Source organism: Vreelandella alkaliphila, from assembly GCF_016107625.1.
Classification (GTDB): Bacteria; Pseudomonadota; Gammaproteobacteria; order Pseudomonadales; family Halomonadaceae; genus Vreelandella; species Vreelandella alkaliphila.
In genome coordinates this window covers 96,823-114,268 of record NZ_JABASV010000006.1, presented here as the reverse complement: position 1 = coordinate 114,268, position 17,446 = coordinate 96,823, and the positions used below count along the sequence as shown (strand labels likewise).

Genomic DNA, 17,446 nt, shown 5'->3' with positions numbered 1-17,446 from the left:
TAAACGGCATCTAGTGGCTTTAGCGTTCTAAAATGATGGCGATGCCTTGCCCACCGCCGATGCAGGCCGCCGCGCAGCCGTAGCGTTGCTGGCGGGAGTGAAGAAGTCGGCTAAGCGTGCCCGCGAGACGGATACCGGTCGCGCCTAACGGGTGCCCCAGCGCCATGGCACCCCCCCAGATATTGACGTTTTCAGGGTCAATCGAAAGCTCACCTATGGCATGCAGCGGCACTGCGGCGAAGGCTTCATTGATTTCCCATACGCCGATATCCTGTGGTGTCAGCTGGGCCTGTTTCAGCGCGCGACGAATGGCGGCGGCGGCACCGGCGCCCATCTCCTCTGGCTTGACGCCGCAGTCGGCGATGGCCACAACGCGTGCCAAGGGGCTAATGCCGTGTTGGCGCAGGGCAGATTCCGACATCAGTAGCGTGGCAGCAGCACCAGAGGTTAGCGGCGAGCTGTTGCCTGCAGTCACTACGCCGCCTTGCATAAATACCGGGTCCAGCCCCGCCAGGCGCTCAGCGCTGGTATCCGCTCGGATATTGCTGTCCGCGCTGACCGTTTCGCCTGCCGCGTTGTTCAGGGTCAAACGCTCAGCGTCGAAGTGACCTGCTGCGTTGGCCTTGGCGGCACGCTGGTGGGAACTGAGGGCGAGTGCGTCCATCGCCTCACGCGAAATACCGGCAGACTTGGCCAGTCGTTCGGCGGTCAGCCCCATATTGAGCACCACGTCGAGCGTCAGCCAGTCGGCTTTTTGCAGCGCTTGAGGGCTGGTCAGCACGCCTTCCTTAAACAGTGCCGGGCCCATGGGCACGCGGGTCATGTTTTCCACGCCTCCGGCCATGCCAACCTCGATAGCACCGGCCTGAATTTCCCGTGCGGTGTTGCGCAGCGCGGCAAGTCCCGAGCCGCATTGCTGATCAATTTGGCGGGTAGCACATGCCTCTCCCAGGGGGCCGAAACGCTTGGCCAGCCACAGCGGGTAACGCCCTCCAAAACTCCACTGCTCTTTTACTGGCAAGGCGCAGCCAATGCTCAGGTCTTCCACCGCCGCGCCGTCAACGCCGCTACGTGCTAATAAGCCATCGAGCACGCTGGCTAGCAGGGCATCGCTGCGGGTATCGGCCCAGGCATCGACCTCGGGTTTGCGGGGGTGCGCGCGGCTGAAGGCGCTGCGCGCATAGTCGGCGAGATACACGTCTCTCATGAGTGGGTCTCCTGGTTGTCTGCCATGCGCGCCCAACGATGGATGAACAGGGCATAGGTGGTTAGCACGTGGCGGATCGAGTCGATGTTGACGCACTCGTCTACACCGTGAATGCGCTGAGCAATCGGGCCGTAGCAGGTGCCGTTGATCTCGCCGGAAACGTGGAAGGCCCTCAGGTCAGTGGTGCAGGTGGACAGATAGTGGGCAGGTGGTTCGCCCAATAAGGCTTCGTGGCACTCCGAGAGGAGCCGGATACCTGGGGTATCGAGATCGACCACATGCCCTTCGGAGCGAAAGCCATGGAAGCTGATCTTGGGTGGAGGTGTCGCGTCGTCAAGCTCGGCGTGGCGGGTCATCAGGGTGTCGCTGACCCGCTGCATGGCCTCCTCTGGTGACATGCCGGGCGGGAAGCCAACACGCCCTTCCAGAATGGCGTGGGCAGGTACGCTGGAGGCCCAGTTGCCCGCATCTACACGGCCAACGCTAAGGTTGAACGGATGAGGATGGTCAGCGTAAAGCGCAGGCCGGGGTAAATTATTTATTTCGGCTTCCAGCGCTTTCAGAGCAGGTAGATAGTCCTGTAGGGCTTCAATCGCATTGCGCCCGGCGCTGGGGTCGAGCACATGGGCAGGCACGCCATCCAGGCGCATTCGAAACCAAAGCACTCCCACTTGGCCAGCGTAGATCTGAGCGCCGAAAGGTTCCGGGATCAGTACGAAATCGCCGCTAAAACCTTGATGCAGGCAGGCCAGCGCGCCGTTGCCGGTGCACTCTTCTTCAATTACGGTTTGTAGGGTAAGCGGAAAGTTGATCTCTACCCCCGCCTGACGCACGGCCTCAACCGCCATCACCATGGCGGCAATCCCCGCCTTCATATCACCCGCGCCACGGCCATACAGCCAGCCATCTTTTTGCCACGGCTCCCAGGGGGGGCGGGTCCACATATCGACAGGCTCGGCAGGTACCACATCAAGATGGCCGTTGAACACTAAATGTGGTCCTGGCGCGCCGGGGTTAAGGTCTGAAATGACATTGTAGCGGCCAGTGCTGGGCCATTCGGTGGGAGCACGATGGGGGTGCTCCTCAAAGCCGGGGGCGTCCAAGGGTACACGGGTCACTGGCAGGCCCAGGCGCTCAAGGTGGCGCTCCATGGTGTCCAGCGCACTCTGTTCCTGGCCAAGGACGCTATAGCCCCGCACCAAGTCACTGGTCAGTTCCAGGGTGTCGTCCATCAAGGCATTGCAGCAGGCAATGATGCGTTGTTCGGTGGCGTCGAGCATCAGAATCTCCCTAAACGTGATTCATCAATCAGCAGGGGGGCGTCGGTAGCTTCGCGCAGCGCTTCAACGCTCAGCCCTTCGGCGATTTCCACTACCTCAAGCCCTTCTGGCGTCACATCCATCACGGCTTTCTCGGTGATAATGCGGGAAATACAGCGACTGGCGGTCAGGGGAAGCTGGCAGCGGGTGAGAATCTTGGGGTTGCCGTGCTTGTCGTTGTGGGAGCACAGCACTACCAGTCGAGCGACTTTCTGGGCCAGCTCCATGGCACCGCCAATGCCAGGCGAGAATTTGCCAGGGATCTTCCAGTTGGCCAGGTTGCCTTCCTGATCCACCTCGAAGGCGCCCATAAAGGTAACGTCCACGCGACTGCGGCGGATCATTGCAAAGGACGTGGCGCTATCGAACACGCTAGCCCCCGCGCGGGTGGTGATATACGCACCGCCGGAGTCAATCATGTCGATATCGGGCGCTTCACCTTCTTGGCGGGGGCGGCAGCCCAGCACGCCGTTTTCGGAATGCACCAGGACATTCATATCATCGGGCAGGTAGTGGAACAGCCGTGTTGGCAGCCCGATCCCCAGGTTGACGATCTGGCCGTCGATGACTTCACGGGCGGCGCGGGTCAACATACGCTGCTGATCAGAAAGCATGGGGGCGAACTCCTTGCTGGCTGGACGCGCGGTCGACCTGCACCACATGACTGACAAAGGCACAAGGCGTATGAATAGTGTCGATAGGCAGGTCGCCGGGTTGGTCGATACGGTAGGTTTGAGCAATCACCCGCTCGGCAGCCATGGCCATTAAGGGGTTGAAATTGCTGGCCGTGGCGCGATAGATCAGGTTGCCGTAACGGTCGGCTCGCTCAGCGTGAATTAGAGCAACATCAGCCTGTAAGGCAGGCTCAATCGCCCAGGTGCAACCTTCCACACTGATTTCTCGACGGCCTTCGGCAATTTCCGTACCGATGCCGATATCGGTAAGAAAGCCGCCATGACCAACGCCTGCACAGCGGATTTTTTCAGCCAACAGCCCCTGAGGATGAAAAATGACCTCCATCTCGCCAGCATTCATGGCGTCAATGGCCGTTCGGTTGAGGCCTAAGTGAGAGGTGATCAAGCGCTTTACACGGCCTGCCTCAATTAGCTTGCCGATACCGATACCAGGTTCATTGGCATCGTTTTTAATCAGTGTCAGGTTGCGTTGACCGCTGGCGAGCAGGGCGTCGAGCAACGCAAAGGGCGTGCCCGGCGAGCCAAAGCCGCCGACCATGATGGTCGCGCCATCGGGAATCTCGGCGATAGCCGCGTCAATATCACAGGCTTTGTGGTTCAGCAGCGTCATGGTGTTAAGCGCTCCCTGGAAGGTTGTGGGGGCAAATCAGGGGCGGTAAGCGCTTGATCAAAACGCGCCATGGCACGCGCTAAGCGTTCCAGCAGAGTGTCGACTTCCTCGGGCTGAATAGTCAGCGGCGGGCAGACCAGGAAATGATCACCGGCCACGCCATCCAGAGTGCGGCGAGGGTAGATCAATAGGCCTTCCTGTTTGGCCAATGCGGTGATTTGGGCGAAGCGGTTTTGCTCGGCAGGGAAAGGTTGGCGCGATTCGCCATCAGCGACCAGTTCGACGCCCCATAACAGGCCAGCACCGCGTACATGGCCGACCCAGTCGTAGCGCTCGGCAAGCCTGCGCAGCCCTGCTTCCAGCTGCGCGCCACGCTGGCGGGTATTTTCCAGCAAATCTTCGCGCACAATGGCCTCAAGCACGGCCAGGCCAGTAGCGCAGGCCAAAGGGTTGCCAGCATAGGTGTGGCCGTGTTGGAAGCCACCGCTGGCCATGACCGTTTCGACGATAGCGCTGCGGGCGAGCATCGCGCCAATGGGGTAGTAGCCCGCGCCCAGTCCCTTTGCGGTGACCAGGATGTCCGGCACCACATCGTAGTGCTGGCAGGCAAACCAAGTGCCAGTTCGGCCCACGCCGGTGAGTACTTCATCGGCAATCAGCAAGCAGCCGAATTCATCGCATAAGGCACGAATGCCTTGCAGGTAGCGTTTGCCTAATAGCCGTGCACCGGTGCTGGCACCGCCGATTGGCTCGATGACAAAACCAATCAGTGATTCAGGACCTGCGGCTTCCATGGCGGAGCGGGTCTCTGCCAGGATGCGGTCAACGTGAGTGTCATCATCACACTCCTGATGACGATAGAAATCCGGCCCCGGCACTTTGATGGACGCATGGGTCATGCTGGTGAAGGGCGCTTCCAGCGGCTGATAGCCGGTCATGCCCAGTGCCCCCATGGTGCTGCCATGATAAGACGGGCGCAGCGATACAAAGCGCTGGCGCTGAGGCTGACCAAGGGCGAAAAAGTATTGCCTTGCCAGCTTGAGGGCCGACTCCACTGCCTCGGAACCGCTGGAAATGAAAAACACCTTGCCGAGTTCACCCTCAAATAGCTCGACTAGCCGATGGCCAAGCGCAACGGCGGGAGCGCTTTCAAACTGAGTGCGATAGGTGAAGGCCACCTTATCCATCTGGGCGAGCATGGCGTCACGAATATCCTGTCGGCCATGACCTAGGTTGCAGGAAATAGCCCCGGAGCAGCCATCCAGATAATCCTTGCCCTGGGTATCCCAGAGCATAACGCCATCAGCGTGGCTGACTTCCGGCAGGGCAGGACCTGCCTGGTAGAACAGCGGAGAGTCGGTCATCACGTTTTCCGTTTTTTATGGTGTGGTGAAAAATCTCACTTGCAGTCTAGGTAGGCTTGTTACTATATTTCAATATATGATCGTTTTTCGAATATCAATGAGTAAAAGTCATGCCTGAGGTCACCATTAACTCGTTGAAAGCATTAGCAACTTTCAAGACGCTGTATGAAGTAGGTAGCGCTTCAGGGACGGCACGCCTGCTTGGCATGACGCAATCGGGAGTGAGCCGTTCGCTGGCGCAGCTTGAAGGGAACCTGGGGATTCAGCTCTTTCTACGTGAAAAAAACCGCTTACTAGCAACGCCTGAGGCACGCGAGCTGTACGATGAGATTCTCAGGCTGATGGGCAATATTGAAGAGCTACGCCATAGTGTGTTGGCGCTTAAGGAGTTCGGCACATCACGCTTGAGAATTGCCGCTATTCCCGGGCTATGTTTTGGCTTTGTGCCCCAGGTAGTCGCTGCGTTACTGGCTGAAAACAGCCGGATAAGTATTAGTCTGGATATGATGTCGAGCCACGATGTACAAACGGCGGTGGAATCAAGCCATGCGGATATCGGCTTTATCACATTGCCAGCGACGTCTCCTCAGCTCTTAACAGAAACACTGCTGGTGACAGAAGCCGTGGCGCTGGTGCCTGACAAGCTTGAGCTAGCCACGCATGATGTTGTTGAAGTCAGTGATTTGCGTGGTCAACATTTAGTGATCAGCAACCAGCCAAGTGTTAGCACGAATCCACTGCTAGAACTTGTCGCCGAGCATGGTGTTAAAATTTCAGGTAAAACGGAAGCTAATATCGGCACGATTAGCGCGCTGGTAGCTAATGAGGTCGGTGTCACGGTAATGAACCCGATTACTGCGAAAGATCAGCTGTCGCGCCACGACCATGTCAAAGTGCTGCCTTTTATGCCTGCGTTGTCGTTTGGTTTTGGCATTGTTTATCGCCCAGAATGGCATGAGTCTAAAGTGTTGGCGTCGCTTAAACACAAAGCGAAAGAGACACTAATGAATTACTAACGTTTACAAATCATTTCGTTCGATTAGCAGGTATAGTACAGACATAGAACGTTACGTCTTGGTTTAGGCTATGTCTGGGTGTGGCCAGGAATAACCCGAAGATGACAGTTGCACCACAATCGGGCAATCTAACGCCCTTTTTCGCAAGTGCTAATGGGCGGAGCTCATTAAATTTCAATCATCATTCAGCATGGAGTGCAGTGTGGCAGTTTACGGCGGTATTCAGGCGCATGAATTGGAACGTTGGTTAAATGCATTAACCAACGCAGCCTATGATCGACGCTGCCCACTTTCCAAAGTGCACGGCGGCAACGCCCGTGCTCGCACTGCTCGCCAGGACTTGTTACATCTCGCCCAGGCTTTCCGAAGCGGCGAACGAATTCGCGATGATGTGGCCGCGGGCTTAAGCCGCTGGTGTCAGCACTACCTAACAGAAGCGGAATGGTATGTGCTGGTGGGCGGCCGCAAACCCGTTGCCCAATCAAAGGCGTCATCCTCTGCTGCTGATGACGATGCGCTGGACGTACTTTATCAGCACCGGGTGGGTTAACCTGCTTCATCAAGCACTGTTACAATGGATAGATGAACAGTGCTCCTGTCGCATCAGCGACCGCCTCCTTAGATGACCCCTTCTACTATCTGACGAACTTTCGTTACGTGTTGGCCTGGGTGGAAGCCCGCCACTACGACCTATTAAGTGCTGCTGAGCGCGACGCTATTAGTCATTTTGAGACGTTACCCCAAGCCTCCCAGGCGCTATTGGTGCGCATGGTGATGCGTAAAGGGGAATTATTTCGTCTGGATAAACTGAGCTATGCGGAAATCGGTGACGCCGAGCAGGCCTTGGCTCCGTTGGTGGTGCTTGGATGGGTAGACAATGCCCCGCAATTAAGCAGCCGCGAGCTATTTCGCCTGTTGCGACTGAGTGAACTGCGCCAGGCATTGGCAGGCGAGATCAACAATGCAGGTCTAGCCCGCAACAGCACGAAAGCTGCGCTTCAAGCAGCTTTGGAAGCATCGCTAGAAGTGTCCGCCCCCCTTCAGCAGTGGTGGCCAACGGCGACGACGCAGATTGTGCAGCTAACGGTGATGGCGCTGTGTGATCGACTTCGGCTGATGTTTTTCGGCAATCTGCGCCAGGACTGGGCAGAGTTCGTGCTAACGGAGTTGGGCCTGCAGCGCTTTGAGCAGGTACCGCTTACCGCGGAGTCGCGCGCGTTCCAAAGCCGCAATGAAGTGACTACTTACTTAACGCTTCACCGCTTGCGTGAACGCTTGGACGACGGCGAGTTGCCGCAAGCGCTTTCCATAGAGGTGCCACCAGCTTCCAGCAACCGTTGGTTAGCTTCTCGGCGGGCGCGGTTGCTGCTTGCCATTGGCCGCGAGGCCGAGCGCGGCGGCGACGCAGAGTTAGCGTTAACACTTTACGCTGACGCCAATAACAGCGATGCGCGTATTCGCAGACTGCGCGTGTTAGAGCGTTTAGGCCGTTATTCAGATGCTTATGAACTCACGATCAGCGCGCTTGGCGCGCAGCCAAATGAAGGCGAAAGCCAAGCCCTTATGCGGCTGCTGCCGCGTTTAGCACGCAAATTACCCCAACAGGTTGATCATTCTGCTTGGGCTGATCAACAAGCGGCCCAGGCGCCTACCTATGTGCTTCATTTACCTGGCCCTCAGCAAGTCGAGCGTGCCGTTGCTGACTACATGGCGACCCCTAACGCGCCGGTGTATTACGTTGAAAATAGCCTGCTGACGGGGCTATTTGGCTTACTGCTCTGGCCGGCCATTTTTAAACCGCTGCCAGGCGCGTTTTTTCACCCGTTTCACAGCGGGCCAGCGGATTTATACCGCGAGGATTTTGTCTCTCAGCGTCAAGTCGATATCACTGCCTGCCTGGCCCTGCTGGACGATGGCCGCTATCAGGACACGATACTGCGCACCTGGCACGCCAAACAGGGCATCGCCTCGCCCTTTGTTCACTGGGGAATCGTCAGTGAAGAGCTGTTAACGCTTGCGCTTAAGTGCTTGCCGCCTGCCCATTTGCGTGCCTGTTTTATGCGGCTATTAGATGACCCTAAACATAACCGTGCAGGCCTACCTGACCTGATTCAGTTGATGCCGGATGCACCGCCCGGCGAACCACGCTACAAAATGATAGAAGTGAAAGGGCCTGGGGATCGTCTACAAGATAACCAACGCCGCTGGATTAGCTTCTTTTGCCGCCACGGCATGCCTGTTGAAGTATGTCATGTGCGCTGGCAGCCAGCATCTGAAGCACAAGGGTCTCAACCAGAAAGGTTTGAACGAGAAGAGTCTGAGCGAGAAGATGCCGAATGAGCCGTTACCGGGTAGCGGTGCGCACGCTATGTGATTTCACTGCACGGGAGGGCGATCTTGACCACCGCTTTACGCCAGCACCCAGCGCTCAGGAAGGTATCGAAGGGCATGGGTTAGTGGCTAGCCGCCGGGGCGAGGATTACCTAGCCGAATTGCCGCTTTCCGGTGAGTATCAGGGGCTTCGCGTGGCGGGCCGCGCTGACGGCTTTGACCCCAGCGCCAACCGTTTGGAAGAGGTCAAAACCTATCGTGGCAATCTAGATCGCATGGCGGCTAATCAGCGGGCGTTGCACTGGGCGCAGGTGAAGATATACGGCGCGCTGCTGTGTGCCGAGCGTGGCCTTGAGCGGGTCACGCTGGCGTTAGTGTATCTGGAGATTACCAGCGGCCAGGAAACGCTGCTTACCCACGAAGCTAGCGCCACCGAGCTGCAGGCGTTTTTTACCGATCACTGCCAACGCTTTTTGGCCTGGGCAGAGCAGGAGTCTGCCCATCGCCAACGCCGCGATGAGTGGCTGGCGACGCTGACGTTTCCCTATCCTGATTTTCGCCCTGGGCAGCGCCCGTTGGCGGAAGATGTCTATAAAGCCGCCAGCACCGGGCGCTGCCTACTGGCCCAAGCCCCTACCGGCATTGGCAAAACCCTTGGCACGCTGTTTCCAATGCTGACTGCAATGCCCCGTCAGCAGCTGGATAGGGTGGCCTTTCTGACCATGAAAACCCCAGGCCGCCGTGTGGCGCTGGATGCGCTGGCGCGTCTTGTTACCTCCAGTTCATCACCGCCTATTTCATCTTCCCTCTCATCGCCTGCACTCACATCGCCGCTGCGCGTGTTGGAACTGGTGGCCAGACAAAAAGCCTGCGAGTACCCAGGCACCGCTTGCCAAGGCGATGCTTGCCCGTTAGCAGCAGGTTTTTATGACCGCTTGCCTGCCGCTCGCCAAGCCGCGGTGGCACGTCGCTGGCTAGATCGTGCCGGACTGCGTGAGGTGGCGCTTGCCCACAGTGTGTGCCCGTATTATCTAGGCCAGGAACTAGCCCGCTGGGCCGACGTAGTCGTGGGCGATGTGAATCACTGGTTTGATAGCCATGCGCTGCTGCATGGTTTGGCCCAAGCCAACGACTGGCGGGTAGGCCTGCTGATAGATGAAGCGCACAACTTAGTTGAGCGAGCGCGGGGCATGTACAGTGCCGAGCTTTCCCAGCGGCGCTTGAGCCGTCTGCGTCGCCGCTCACCTCCCGCGCTTGCTAAACCGCTAGCCCGTGTCGGTAGGCAGTGGCAGGCGCTAACGAAGGAAGTCACCACCGATGCAGCGGCGTCACAGCGTTACCATTTACTTGATGCGCTGCCCAACAAGCTGGTGGCCGCGATGCAAACCTTGGCTGGCGCGATCACCGATTATTTGGTTGAGCACCCCGACGCCGCAAGCATTGAGCTTCAAGAGCTGCTGTTTGACGCATTGGCCTTCTGCCGTTTGGCGGAGCGGTTTGGTGACCACTCACTTTGCGACCTTGCAAGTTATGGCCGAGGCAACGCAGTGCTAGGGCTGCGTAATGTTATTCCTGCGGATTTTCTGGCGGCACGCTTCAAGGTTGCCAGCAGCGCAGTGTTGTTTTCGGCCACGCTGACCCCGTTTCATTACTACCGCGATTTACTCGGGTTACCGGAAAACAGCGTGTGGCGGGAAGTGGCCTCACCGTTTGCCGCCCGCCAGCTGGAAGTGCGTATTCGTACCGATATTTCCACTCGCTATCATCACCGTGAGGCCTCTGTGGCGCATATTGTGGAAGTCCTGGCCGACCAGTATCAGCGTCAACCTGGCCATTATTTGGCGTTTTTTAGTAGCTTTGCTTATCTGGAGCAGGTGATGGCGCAGTTTCAGCACGTACATCCTAGCGTGCCGATGTTTGCCCAAACCCGTGGAATGCAGGAAGCCGAGCGCGACGCCTTTCTGGCGCGCTTTACCCCGTGTGGTAAGGGCATCGGCTTTGCAGTGCTAGGCGGTGCTTTCGCCGAAGGGGTCGACCTTCCTGGCGAGCGCCTAATCGGCGCATTTATTGCCACCTTAGGCCTGCCACCGTTTAACGACTTTAACGAAGCGCTGAAAGCGCGCATGAACACCCGTTTCGGCCAGGGCGACGACTACACCTACCGCATACCCGGTATGATCAAAGTGGTGCAGGCCGCCGGAAGGGTGATTCGCAGCCCCGAGGATGAAGGGGTTGTGATATTAATGGACGACCGTTTTGCCCAGACCAAGGTGCGCGCATTGCTGCCACGCTGGTGGGGGCTAGGCAACCACTCATCTTCTTAGAGGCCATGCACGCGCAATGACGGATTTGCTCTGGTACCAGTACCTTCTCATCGGGCTTATTTTTGCTTGGAGCGGCTTTGTTCGCACCAGCCTTGGTTTTGGTGGAGCCGTGCTGGCGCTGCCTTTTCTGCTGCTGGTGGTAAACGAACCGCTGGTCTTTCTGCCAATTGTGGCCATTCATCTACTGATTTTTTCCAGTTGGATTGCCTGGAGCGGCCATCGTCAAGTGCAGAAAGCGGGCGTGGGAGGTACGTCGCCGGAAAGTAATATCGATTGGGGCTATTTAACCAAAGCCCTGAAAATCATGATCGTGCCTAAGTTGATCGGGGTGGTGGGGCTGTTAACGCTGCCCTCTCAGATCATGACCAACATTATTTTCGGCATTGTGATCATTTATGCCATTGGCTATGTGCTGAATAAGCCGTTTAGAAGTAGCAACAAATACGTCGATATCGTGCTGCTTGCTCTCGGTGGCTATGTCAGTGGCACCTCGTTGATTGGCGCGCCGCTGATTGTCGCGGTATTCGCCACTCACGTCGCTAAAGAGCAGCTGCGCGATACCATGTTTGTGCTGTGGTTTATCCTGGTGATGATCAAGATGGCGTCGTTTATCATCGCCGGCGTCGACCTCCAGCTGATTCATCAACTATGGCTACTGCCCTGCGCATTTATCGGCCATTTGTTAGGCGAAAAAGCCCACCGCTACATGCTAAAAGCAGACACCGGGCTGTTCTTCCGCGTACTGGGAGCCGTGCTGATCTTGGTCAGTGTGGTGGGGCTGATCCACCCGCCAGGGTAGGGTGAGAAGCAAACAAAAACGGCCACTTAGCTCTTAGAGCAAGTGGCCGTTTTTACTGAATTCTTTGGTCGGAATAGCAGGATTCGAACCTACGACCTCTGCCTCCCGAAGGCAGCGCTCTACCAAGCTGAGCTATATTCCGAATATTGTTGCAACGATGCTATTAAAAGCGCGCTAAGCAGCGCTCAACAACGGAGCGAATCATACGCAGGCGAAGGGTTTTTTTCAAGTCCCTTTTTTCGCGCTGGGTTGCTTTGTTGCGCTGACTTTATGCTTTGCGATCAACCGCTAACCGGGCGATGTTAGCCATGCTATCGCGATAGGGGCTGGGTGGCAGAGCATCGAGTTCGGCCAGGGCTTTATCGGCCATCTCAACGGCCCGTGCGCGGGTATATTCCAGCGCGCCAGTGGCATTGATGATCTCAAGCACCTCGTCGAGCTGTTCCAGCCCGCCCTTGCGAATCACTTGGCGGATTAGCTTTGCCTGTTCCGGTGTGCCGCGCTCCATAGCATGAATGAGCGGTAGGGTAGGTTTGCCTTCTGCCAGGTCGTCGCCGACATTTTTGCCCATGGCCTCGGCGTCGCCTTGGTAATCCAGCAGGTCGTCGATGAGCTGGAAGGCGAGACCTAAATAGCGGCCGTAGTACTGCAGGGCGCGCTCTTGCTCAGGTGTGGCGTCGGCAAGCACGGCACCGCTGTGGGAGGCGGCTTCAAACAGCATCGCTGTTTTACCTTGAATGGTTTCAAAGTAATCCGCTTCAGAAATGCTGGGGTTACCGATATTGGTGAGCTGAAGTACTTCGCCTTCGGCAATCACGCAGGTCGCGCCGGACAGAATCGCCATAATGCGCATCGATCCTACGTCCACCATCATTTGAAACGAGCGCGAATAGAGGAAGTCACCCACCAGTACGGATGGTGCGTTGCCCCAGGCATCGTTGGCAGTTTTTTTGCCACGCCGCATGTGCGATTCATCGACCACATCGTCGTGCAGCAGCGTGGAGGTGTGCATAAATTCGATTAGCGTGGCCAGGGTGATGTGTTTGTCGCCCTCATAGCCCAGTGACCGGGCAGCCAGCAGCACGAGTAAAGGACGCAGGCGCTTGCCGCCGCTTTCAATAATATATTGGCCGATGGTTTCTACCAGCGGCACCTTGGAATTCAGCTGCGCGACAATGGTGCGGTTTACGGCGTCAAAGTCATCGGCCACCACGGCGTGCAGCGGTGAAGGCGTTGGGCTGGCAGGCGGGGTTTGAGAGACGTTGGCTGTCATGGGTTCCGTTCATCGCGGGGGTAGGATAGTTGGGGCCATGCTATGGGGCTGTCTGTGAGGCGTCAAGGTAGCGATAGACGTTCGTGGTGCGATGTGTGATTGACAATGCCCCGTAGTCTTGTGGTAAACCGCGATAGTCGCTATAATTCGCGACCCACTCATCATGCTCCCTGTCAGATGGCTGCCAAAAGGGGCGCCACTCGCAGCAGGTCGATAAGAGCGGAAGGCGATGAGCGTTGGTTACGCGGGGCGTAATCGGCATTAACGACAAGTCCGGAGAGCGACATGTACGCAGTTATTAAAAGCGGTGGCAAACAGTACCGCGTTCAAGAAGGTCAAACCCTCAAGCTCGAAAAAATCGAAGTCGCTACCGGCGAAACGATTGAGTTTGATGAAGTGCTGTTGGTTGCAGACGGCGATGACGTCAACGTTGGTGCGCCTTTAGTAAGTGGTGCCAAAGTTTCCGCTGAAATCGTTTCCCACGGCCGTGGCGATAAAGTAACGATCATCAAGTTCCGTCGCCGGAAGCACAGCATGAAGCGTCAGGGCCACCGTCAGTGGTTCACTGAAGTCAAAATTACCGGAATTTCTGCGTAAGCAGTCGATTCCCTTAAGGAGGATTTTGCAATGGCACATAAAAAGGCAGCCGGCTCCACGCGTAACGGTCGCGATTCCGAGTCCAAACGCTTAGGTGTGAAACTCTTCGGTGGCCAAGCAGCCAGCGCGGGTAGCATCATCGTTCGTCAGCGTGGCACTCGTTTCCACGCAGGCACTGGCGTTGGCCTGGGCCGTGATCACACGCTGTTCGCTTTGAACGACGGCTTCGTGAAGTTCGAGACCAAAGGTCCGAACAACCGTAAATTCGTTAGCATCGTTTCTGCCTAAGCAACAGCTGTTGCGCAGAGCGAAGATGACGAAATAAAAGCCCCGCCATGGCGGGGCTTTTTTGTCTTTTCGATCCCTTTTGCCTGTTATTAATGGGCGGGATATTGCAGTTAGGGCGGCGGAAGCGGCCGGGAGAATCCAATGCAGTTCGTCGATGAAGCCTCGATTATTGTTGAGGCAGGTAAAGGCGGCAATGGCTGTCTGAGCTTTCGCCGCGAAAAATATGTGCCCAAAGGTGGCCCTGATGGTGGCGATGGTGGCCATGGTGGCAGCGTCTACCTGATTGGTGACGATTCACTGAATACCTTGATTGATTTCAAGTTTCAGCGTTTTTACAAAGCTGAAAACGGCCAGGGCGGCATGGGCCGCCAGATGAGCGGTAAAGCCGGTGAAGACCTGCATGTGAAAGTGCCGGTGGGCACCACGGTGATCGATGAGGATACCCTTGAGGTCATCGCCGATGTCACCGATATCGGTCAGGTGGTACTGGTGGCCGAAGGTGGTCGCCGTGGGTTGGGCAATATTCACTTCAAATCTTCGACCAACCGTGCGCCTCGCCGTACCACGCCGGGCACCGAAGGCGACCGCCGCAACCTGCGCCTGGAAATGAAGGTAATGGCTGACGTCGGCCTGCTGGGCATGCCGAATGCGGGCAAGTCCACGCTGATCCGTTCGGTATCCGCGGCCAAACCCAAAGTGGCGAACTATCCGTTCACTACCCTGGTGCCTAACTTGGGTGTTGTGAAGCTGGGTATGCACGAGCACTTTGTGATGGCCGATGTGCCAGGGCTGATCGAGGGTGCCTCTGATGGCGCGGGCTTGGGGCTGCGTTTCTTGAAGCACCTGACCCGTACACGTCTGCTGTTCCACGTGGTGGATGTGGCGCCGTTTGACGAGTCTGACCCCGTGGAAGCGGCGCAGGCGATTATTCACGAGCTAGGCCAGTTCTCGCCGGCGCTTTCTGAGCGGCCGCGTTGGTTAGTGCTGAATAAATTTGATCTGCTGCCGGAAGATGAGCGCGAAGCCCGCGCCGAGGCGATTATCCAAGCGCTGAACTGGGATGGCCCGGTATTCCGCATCTCGGCAATCAGCAGCGACGGCACTGATAAGTTGGTACAGGCGGCGTATCGCTGGCTGACTGAGCAGCAGCGCCTAGAAAATGAAGATGAAGAAGCCCATGCCCGCGAGCAGGAAATGCGCCGCCGCATGGAAGAAGAATCAGTGGCCCGTACGGAAGCGCGTCTTGGCCGTCGCCGTAAGCGTGACGACGACGATGAAGATGACGACGACTTTGACGATGATGATTACGATGTCGAGGTAGAGTACGCCCCATAACCGATCCGTCGGCCGAATGGGTGGCGTCAGCAGGGTTAACGGAATCAAACGCGTGAGCGGAATGGCTTGGGAGAGTCGCGACGTGGAAAGCAATGAGCAGTTGCCCGGCCGTGAGGCGTTAAGCAGCGCCCGCCGGGTGGTGGTTAAAATTGGTAGCGCGCTGCTCACCAACGATGGCCGAGGCTTGGATGAGCCGGCCATTGGTGGCTGGGTCGACCAGATTGCCACGCTGCATCAGCAGGGCAAAGAAGTTGTGCTGGTATCCTCGGGTGCCGTAGCGGCGGGCATGGTGCGCCTGGGGTGGCAGGCTCGCCCCAGTGCCGTTCATGAGCTTCAGGCTGCTGCGGCGGTAGGCCAAAACGGTCTCACCCAGTGCTACGAGCAGCATTTTGCTCGCCACGGTATGTTAACGGCCCAGATTCTGCTCACCCACGATGACCTTTCCAACCGCAAGCGCTATCTCAACGCGTTGTCAGCGCTGCGTACCTTGGTTGAGATGCGTGTGGTGCCTGTAATCAACGAAAACGATACCGTGGTCACCGACGAGATTCGCTTTGGCGATAACGATACGCTTGGCGCGCTGGTAGCCAATCTGTTAGAAGCCGATGCACTGCTGCTGCTAACCGATCAGGAGGGGCTATTTGACGCCGACCCTCGCCACGACCCCAATGCCAAAATGATTGCTGAAGGCCGTGCCGACGACCCGCGCTTAGCCGCTGTTGCTGGCAGTGGAGGCGCCTTGGGCCGCGGCGGCATGAGCACCAAAATACGTGCTGCACAATTGGCTGCCCGTTCCGGTGCGGTCACGGTGATTGCCAGTGGCCGCCAGCCGGACGTTATTTCCCGCATCATGGCTGGCGAGGCGCTGGGCACTCTGTTGCGCCCAGCTCAAGCGCCCATCGCTGCTCGCAAGCGCTGGCTGGCAGGTCAGTTGCAGGTGCGTGGCACCTTGGTACTGGATGCCGGGGCTGTCAATGTACTGCGTGGCAAAGGCTCTAGCCTGTTGGCGGTGGGCGTACGTGAAGTGCAGGGCAGCTTTAAGCGCGGTGATATGGTGCTGTGCGTGGATGAGCAGGGCGCACGCGTGGCCAAAGGATTGGTTAACTACGGTGCGGATGAAGCCCGTCAGTTAGCGGGCCAACCGAGCCACCAGATTGAAGCAATTCTGGGTTACGTGGAGGCTCACGAGCTGATCCATCGCGATAACTTGGTGGTTGTTTAACGAGCTGGTTGTTTAATCGCGAGTACGGGGCGTTAGCGGTACTTGGCGTGGCCAGTCATCAGGCACGATGACTAGCCGCTCAAGCGGCTTTTCCCCAGTTAATGCTTTTGCCTGAGGGTCGTATAGCACTACTTGCTGCGGCCCGTAGCGATGGATGAGGGGCGTCACGTCTGCCATATGTTTCTTGGCAGAGTAGAACCTAGCCAATGGTGGCGGTGCTAGCCAGTGAGGCTTCTCTAGCCATGCCATTTTCAGTGTCTCGCTTCGCTGAGCTGAGAATTGCGGCCAATCCCTTAAATAACACCACTTACCACGTCGATGATCGACCGTTGCACCGCTGGGCGGCGGTAACGTTGCGTGCCAGGGATAAAACAGTACGCCGGGCATCGCTAGGCGCTGCGTCAGTGGATGATGGAGTGGTGGAGCGGGGCCTATATCTCTAGGCGCTAGCCAGTGGGCGATGATCGCTTGCGCGGTGGCAGTGCGCGAAATTGGCAACTGATGATGGCGCAGATGGCTACATTTCAGCGCTAGGCTATCCAGCCCGCCAGGGCCAATCCAGCGGCTTTGGCAGGTAGCATCGCCAGGCCCTTCGGGTAGGCCAAGATAGAACTTTATCGCCACTTCCAAATGGATGGGGTTGGGGTTGTCCCGTGTTCGATAGAGCATATCCAGTTCGCCCAGGGTATTGCGCCGCTGGGTAATGCGCAGGTTCTTGGCGAGCAGTCGTGTGTTAGGCGCGTTATCTAACATCAGGTGCCACAGCCGCTCATGGTAGTGCCCCATGCGTGTCGCCAGTTGGCCATCTAGCGCACTCACTAGTGACGAAAGATTCGCCAACCAGTCATCAATTGAATCTACTAGGCCAAGCTCCTGGCGTGTTGGCCTGCCTGGATAGGTAGTCGGCCCCGCTAGCTCAATCAAATCAGGCGTGGCGAGCAACCAGGCAAGATCACGCAATACCGAATGCTCTAGGCGGTCGCTTACGCCTTCTGCGGTGGTGGGTAGCGTCAAAGGCATCTCCCAGAAGTACACAGTCAATGACTATTGATGATGCGTACCACAT

General features: G+C 57.4%; 16 protein-coding genes and 1 tRNA gene. 9 read left to right on the top strand and 8 right to left on the bottom strand.

From position 1 onward, the window contains the following. Positions 1 to 19: 19 nt before the first annotated feature. From JFC11_RS10730 to JFC11_RS10710, 5 genes are read right to left on the bottom strand one after another with little or no spacing between them, the layout of a single operon-like run. Positions 20 to 1,207, bottom strand: coding sequence for an acetyl-CoA C-acyltransferase (locus JFC11_RS10730; protein ID WP_120385909.1), 1,188 nt, complete (start codon positions 1,205 to 1,207; stop codon positions 20 to 22). Further along, the gene (locus JFC11_RS10725; protein ID WP_198349539.1) at positions 1,204 to 2,487 is read right to left on the bottom strand and encodes an ArgE/DapE family deacylase; all 1,284 of its coding nucleotides are present in this window, start codon (positions 2,485 to 2,487) and stop codon (positions 1,204 to 1,206) included. The genes JFC11_RS10730 and JFC11_RS10725 overlap by 4 nt, the downstream gene beginning before the upstream one ends. After that, the gene (locus tag JFC11_RS10720; RefSeq protein ID WP_095604401.1) at positions 2,487 to 3,140 is read right to left on the bottom strand and encodes a 3-oxoacid CoA-transferase subunit B; all 654 of its coding nucleotides are present in this window, start codon (positions 3,138 to 3,140) and stop codon (positions 2,487 to 2,489) included. The genes JFC11_RS10725 and JFC11_RS10720 overlap by 1 nt, the downstream gene beginning before the upstream one ends. Beyond that, complete coding sequence (locus tag JFC11_RS10715; RefSeq protein WP_038480546.1) at positions 3,130 to 3,831, bottom strand: CoA transferase subunit A; 702 nt, start codon at positions 3,829 to 3,831, stop codon at positions 3,130 to 3,132. Before JFC11_RS10715 ends, JFC11_RS10720 begins: the two co-directional genes overlap by 11 nt. Beyond that, on the bottom strand, positions 3,828 to 5,195 hold the full coding sequence (locus tag JFC11_RS10710; protein WP_038480549.1) for an aminotransferase family protein: 1,368 nt from the start codon (positions 5,193 to 5,195) through the stop codon (positions 3,828 to 3,830). Before JFC11_RS10710 ends, JFC11_RS10715 begins: the two co-directional genes overlap by 4 nt. Positions 5,196 to 5,305: 110 nt before the next feature. Between JFC11_RS10710 and JFC11_RS10705 the strand changes: the two genes are divergently transcribed. The 5 genes from JFC11_RS10705 to JFC11_RS10685 all read left to right on the top strand — a co-directional run bounded on the left by JFC11_RS10705 (position 5,306) and on the right by JFC11_RS10685 (position 11,665). Next, positions 5,306 to 6,211, top strand: coding sequence for a LysR family transcriptional regulator (locus JFC11_RS10705; RefSeq protein ID WP_095604404.1), 906 nt, complete (start codon positions 5,306 to 5,308; stop codon positions 6,209 to 6,211). Between the two features lie 202 nt (positions 6,212 to 6,413). After that, the gene (locus tag JFC11_RS10700; RefSeq protein ID WP_038480555.1) at positions 6,414 to 6,761 is read left to right on the top strand and encodes a hypothetical protein; all 348 of its coding nucleotides are present in this window, start codon (positions 6,414 to 6,416) and stop codon (positions 6,759 to 6,761) included. Positions 6,762 to 6,793: 32 nt separating this feature from the next. Further along, entirely contained in the window at positions 6,794 to 8,551 is a 1,758-nt protein-coding gene (locus tag JFC11_RS10695; protein WP_198349538.1) for a VRR-NUC domain-containing protein, read from the top strand. Next, entirely contained in the window at positions 8,548 to 10,866 is a 2,319-nt protein-coding gene (locus tag JFC11_RS10690; RefSeq protein ID WP_198349537.1) for an ATP-dependent DNA helicase, read from the top strand. Before JFC11_RS10695 ends, JFC11_RS10690 begins: the two co-directional genes overlap by 4 nt. A 16-nt stretch (positions 10,867 to 10,882) precedes the next feature. Then, the gene (locus JFC11_RS10685) at positions 10,883 to 11,665 is read left to right on the top strand and encodes a sulfite exporter TauE/SafE family protein (protein WP_198349536.1); all 783 of its coding nucleotides are present in this window, start codon (positions 10,883 to 10,885) and stop codon (positions 11,663 to 11,665) included. Positions 11,666 to 11,730: 65 nt separating this feature from the next. Here JFC11_RS10685 and JFC11_RS10680 read toward each other — a convergent pair. After that, positions 11,731 to 11,807: transfer RNA gene (locus JFC11_RS10680), tRNA-Pro, on the bottom strand. A gap of 126 nt (positions 11,808 to 11,933) precedes the next feature. Beyond that, positions 11,934 to 12,938: an octaprenyl diphosphate synthase gene (gene ispB, locus JFC11_RS10675; RefSeq protein WP_198349535.1), complete on the bottom strand. Its 1,005-nt coding sequence runs from the start codon at positions 12,936 to 12,938 to the stop codon at positions 11,934 to 11,936. A 285-nt stretch (positions 12,939 to 13,223) separates the two neighbouring features. Here ispB and rplU point away from each other — a divergent pair, with 285 nt between their 5' ends. The 4 genes from rplU to proB all read left to right on the top strand — a co-directional run bounded on the left by rplU (position 13,224) and on the right by proB (position 16,380). Then, positions 13,224 to 13,535 carry a 50S ribosomal protein L21 gene (gene rplU / locus JFC11_RS10670; protein WP_009723801.1) on the top strand — a complete coding sequence of 104 codons (312 nt, stop codon included), beginning with the start codon at positions 13,224 to 13,226 and terminating at the stop codon, positions 13,533 to 13,535. Positions 13,536 to 13,565: 30 nt separating this feature from the next. Further along, positions 13,566 to 13,823 (top strand): 50S ribosomal protein L27, encoded by a 258-nt coding sequence (gene rpmA / locus JFC11_RS10665; RefSeq protein ID WP_009097313.1) that lies wholly within the window; start codon positions 13,566 to 13,568, stop codon positions 13,821 to 13,823. A gap of 141 nt (positions 13,824 to 13,964) precedes the next feature. After that, the gene (cgtA, locus tag JFC11_RS10660) at positions 13,965 to 15,158 is read left to right on the top strand and encodes an Obg family GTPase CgtA (protein ID WP_038480572.1); all 1,194 of its coding nucleotides are present in this window, start codon (positions 13,965 to 13,967) and stop codon (positions 15,156 to 15,158) included. A 61-nt stretch (positions 15,159 to 15,219) separates the two neighbouring features. Then, the gene (gene proB / locus JFC11_RS10655) at positions 15,220 to 16,380 is read left to right on the top strand and encodes a glutamate 5-kinase (protein ID WP_231658234.1); all 1,161 of its coding nucleotides are present in this window, start codon (positions 15,220 to 15,222) and stop codon (positions 16,378 to 16,380) included. Positions 16,381 to 16,392: 12 nt separating this feature from the next. On the opposite strand, the gene JFC11_RS10650 is transcribed toward proB, so the two are convergent. Further along, positions 16,393 to 17,400 carry a DUF1853 family protein gene (locus JFC11_RS10650; protein WP_198349534.1) on the bottom strand — a complete coding sequence of 336 codons (1,008 nt, stop codon included), beginning with the start codon at positions 17,398 to 17,400 and terminating at the stop codon, positions 16,393 to 16,395. Between the last annotated feature and the right edge of the window lie 46 nt (positions 17,401 to 17,446).

Bases quoted from the DNA above. Each gene is read 5' to 3' on its own strand.
- JFC11_RS10685 (WP_198349536.1), top strand. From the start codon at position 10,883: ATGACGGATTTGCTCTGGTACCAGTACCTTCTCATCGGGCTTATTTTT.
- JFC11_RS10725 (WP_198349539.1), bottom strand. From the start codon at position 2,487: ATGCTCGACGCCACCGAACAACGCATCATTGCCTGCTGCAATGCCTTG.
- JFC11_RS10690 (WP_198349537.1), top strand. From the start codon at position 8,548: ATGAGCCGTTACCGGGTAGCGGTGCGCACGCTATGTGATTTCACTGCA.
- JFC11_RS10705 (WP_095604404.1), top strand. From the start codon at position 5,306: ATGCCTGAGGTCACCATTAACTCGTTGAAAGCATTAGCAACTTTCAAG.
- JFC11_RS10695 (WP_198349538.1), top strand. From the start codon at position 6,794: ATGAACAGTGCTCCTGTCGCATCAGCGACCGCCTCCTTAGATGACCCC.
- rplU (WP_009723801.1), top strand. From the start codon at position 13,224: ATGTACGCAGTTATTAAAAGCGGTGGCAAACAGTACCGCGTTCAAGAA.
- JFC11_RS10650 (WP_198349534.1), bottom strand. From the start codon at position 17,400: ATGCCTTTGACGCTACCCACCACCGCAGAAGGCGTAAGCGACCGCCTA.
- JFC11_RS10730 (WP_120385909.1), bottom strand. From the start codon at position 1,207: ATGAGAGACGTGTATCTCGCCGACTATGCGCGCAGCGCCTTCAGCCGC.
- JFC11_RS10720 (WP_095604401.1), bottom strand. From the start codon at position 3,140: ATGCTTTCTGATCAGCAGCGTATGTTGACCCGCGCCGCCCGTGAAGTC.
- cgtA (WP_038480572.1), top strand. From the start codon at position 13,965: ATGCAGTTCGTCGATGAAGCCTCGATTATTGTTGAGGCAGGTAAAGGC.
- JFC11_RS10715 (WP_038480546.1), bottom strand. From the start codon at position 3,831: ATGACGCTGCTGAACCACAAAGCCTGTGATATTGACGCGGCTATCGCC.
- ispB (WP_198349535.1), bottom strand. From the start codon at position 12,938: ATGACAGCCAACGTCTCTCAAACCCCGCCTGCCAGCCCAACGCCTTCA.
- rpmA (WP_009097313.1), top strand. From the start codon at position 13,566: ATGGCACATAAAAAGGCAGCCGGCTCCACGCGTAACGGTCGCGATTCC.
- proB (WP_231658234.1), top strand. From the start codon at position 15,220: ATGGCTTGGGAGAGTCGCGACGTGGAAAGCAATGAGCAGTTGCCCGGC.
- JFC11_RS10710 (WP_038480549.1), bottom strand. From the start codon at position 5,195: ATGACCGACTCTCCGCTGTTCTACCAGGCAGGTCCTGCCCTGCCGGAA.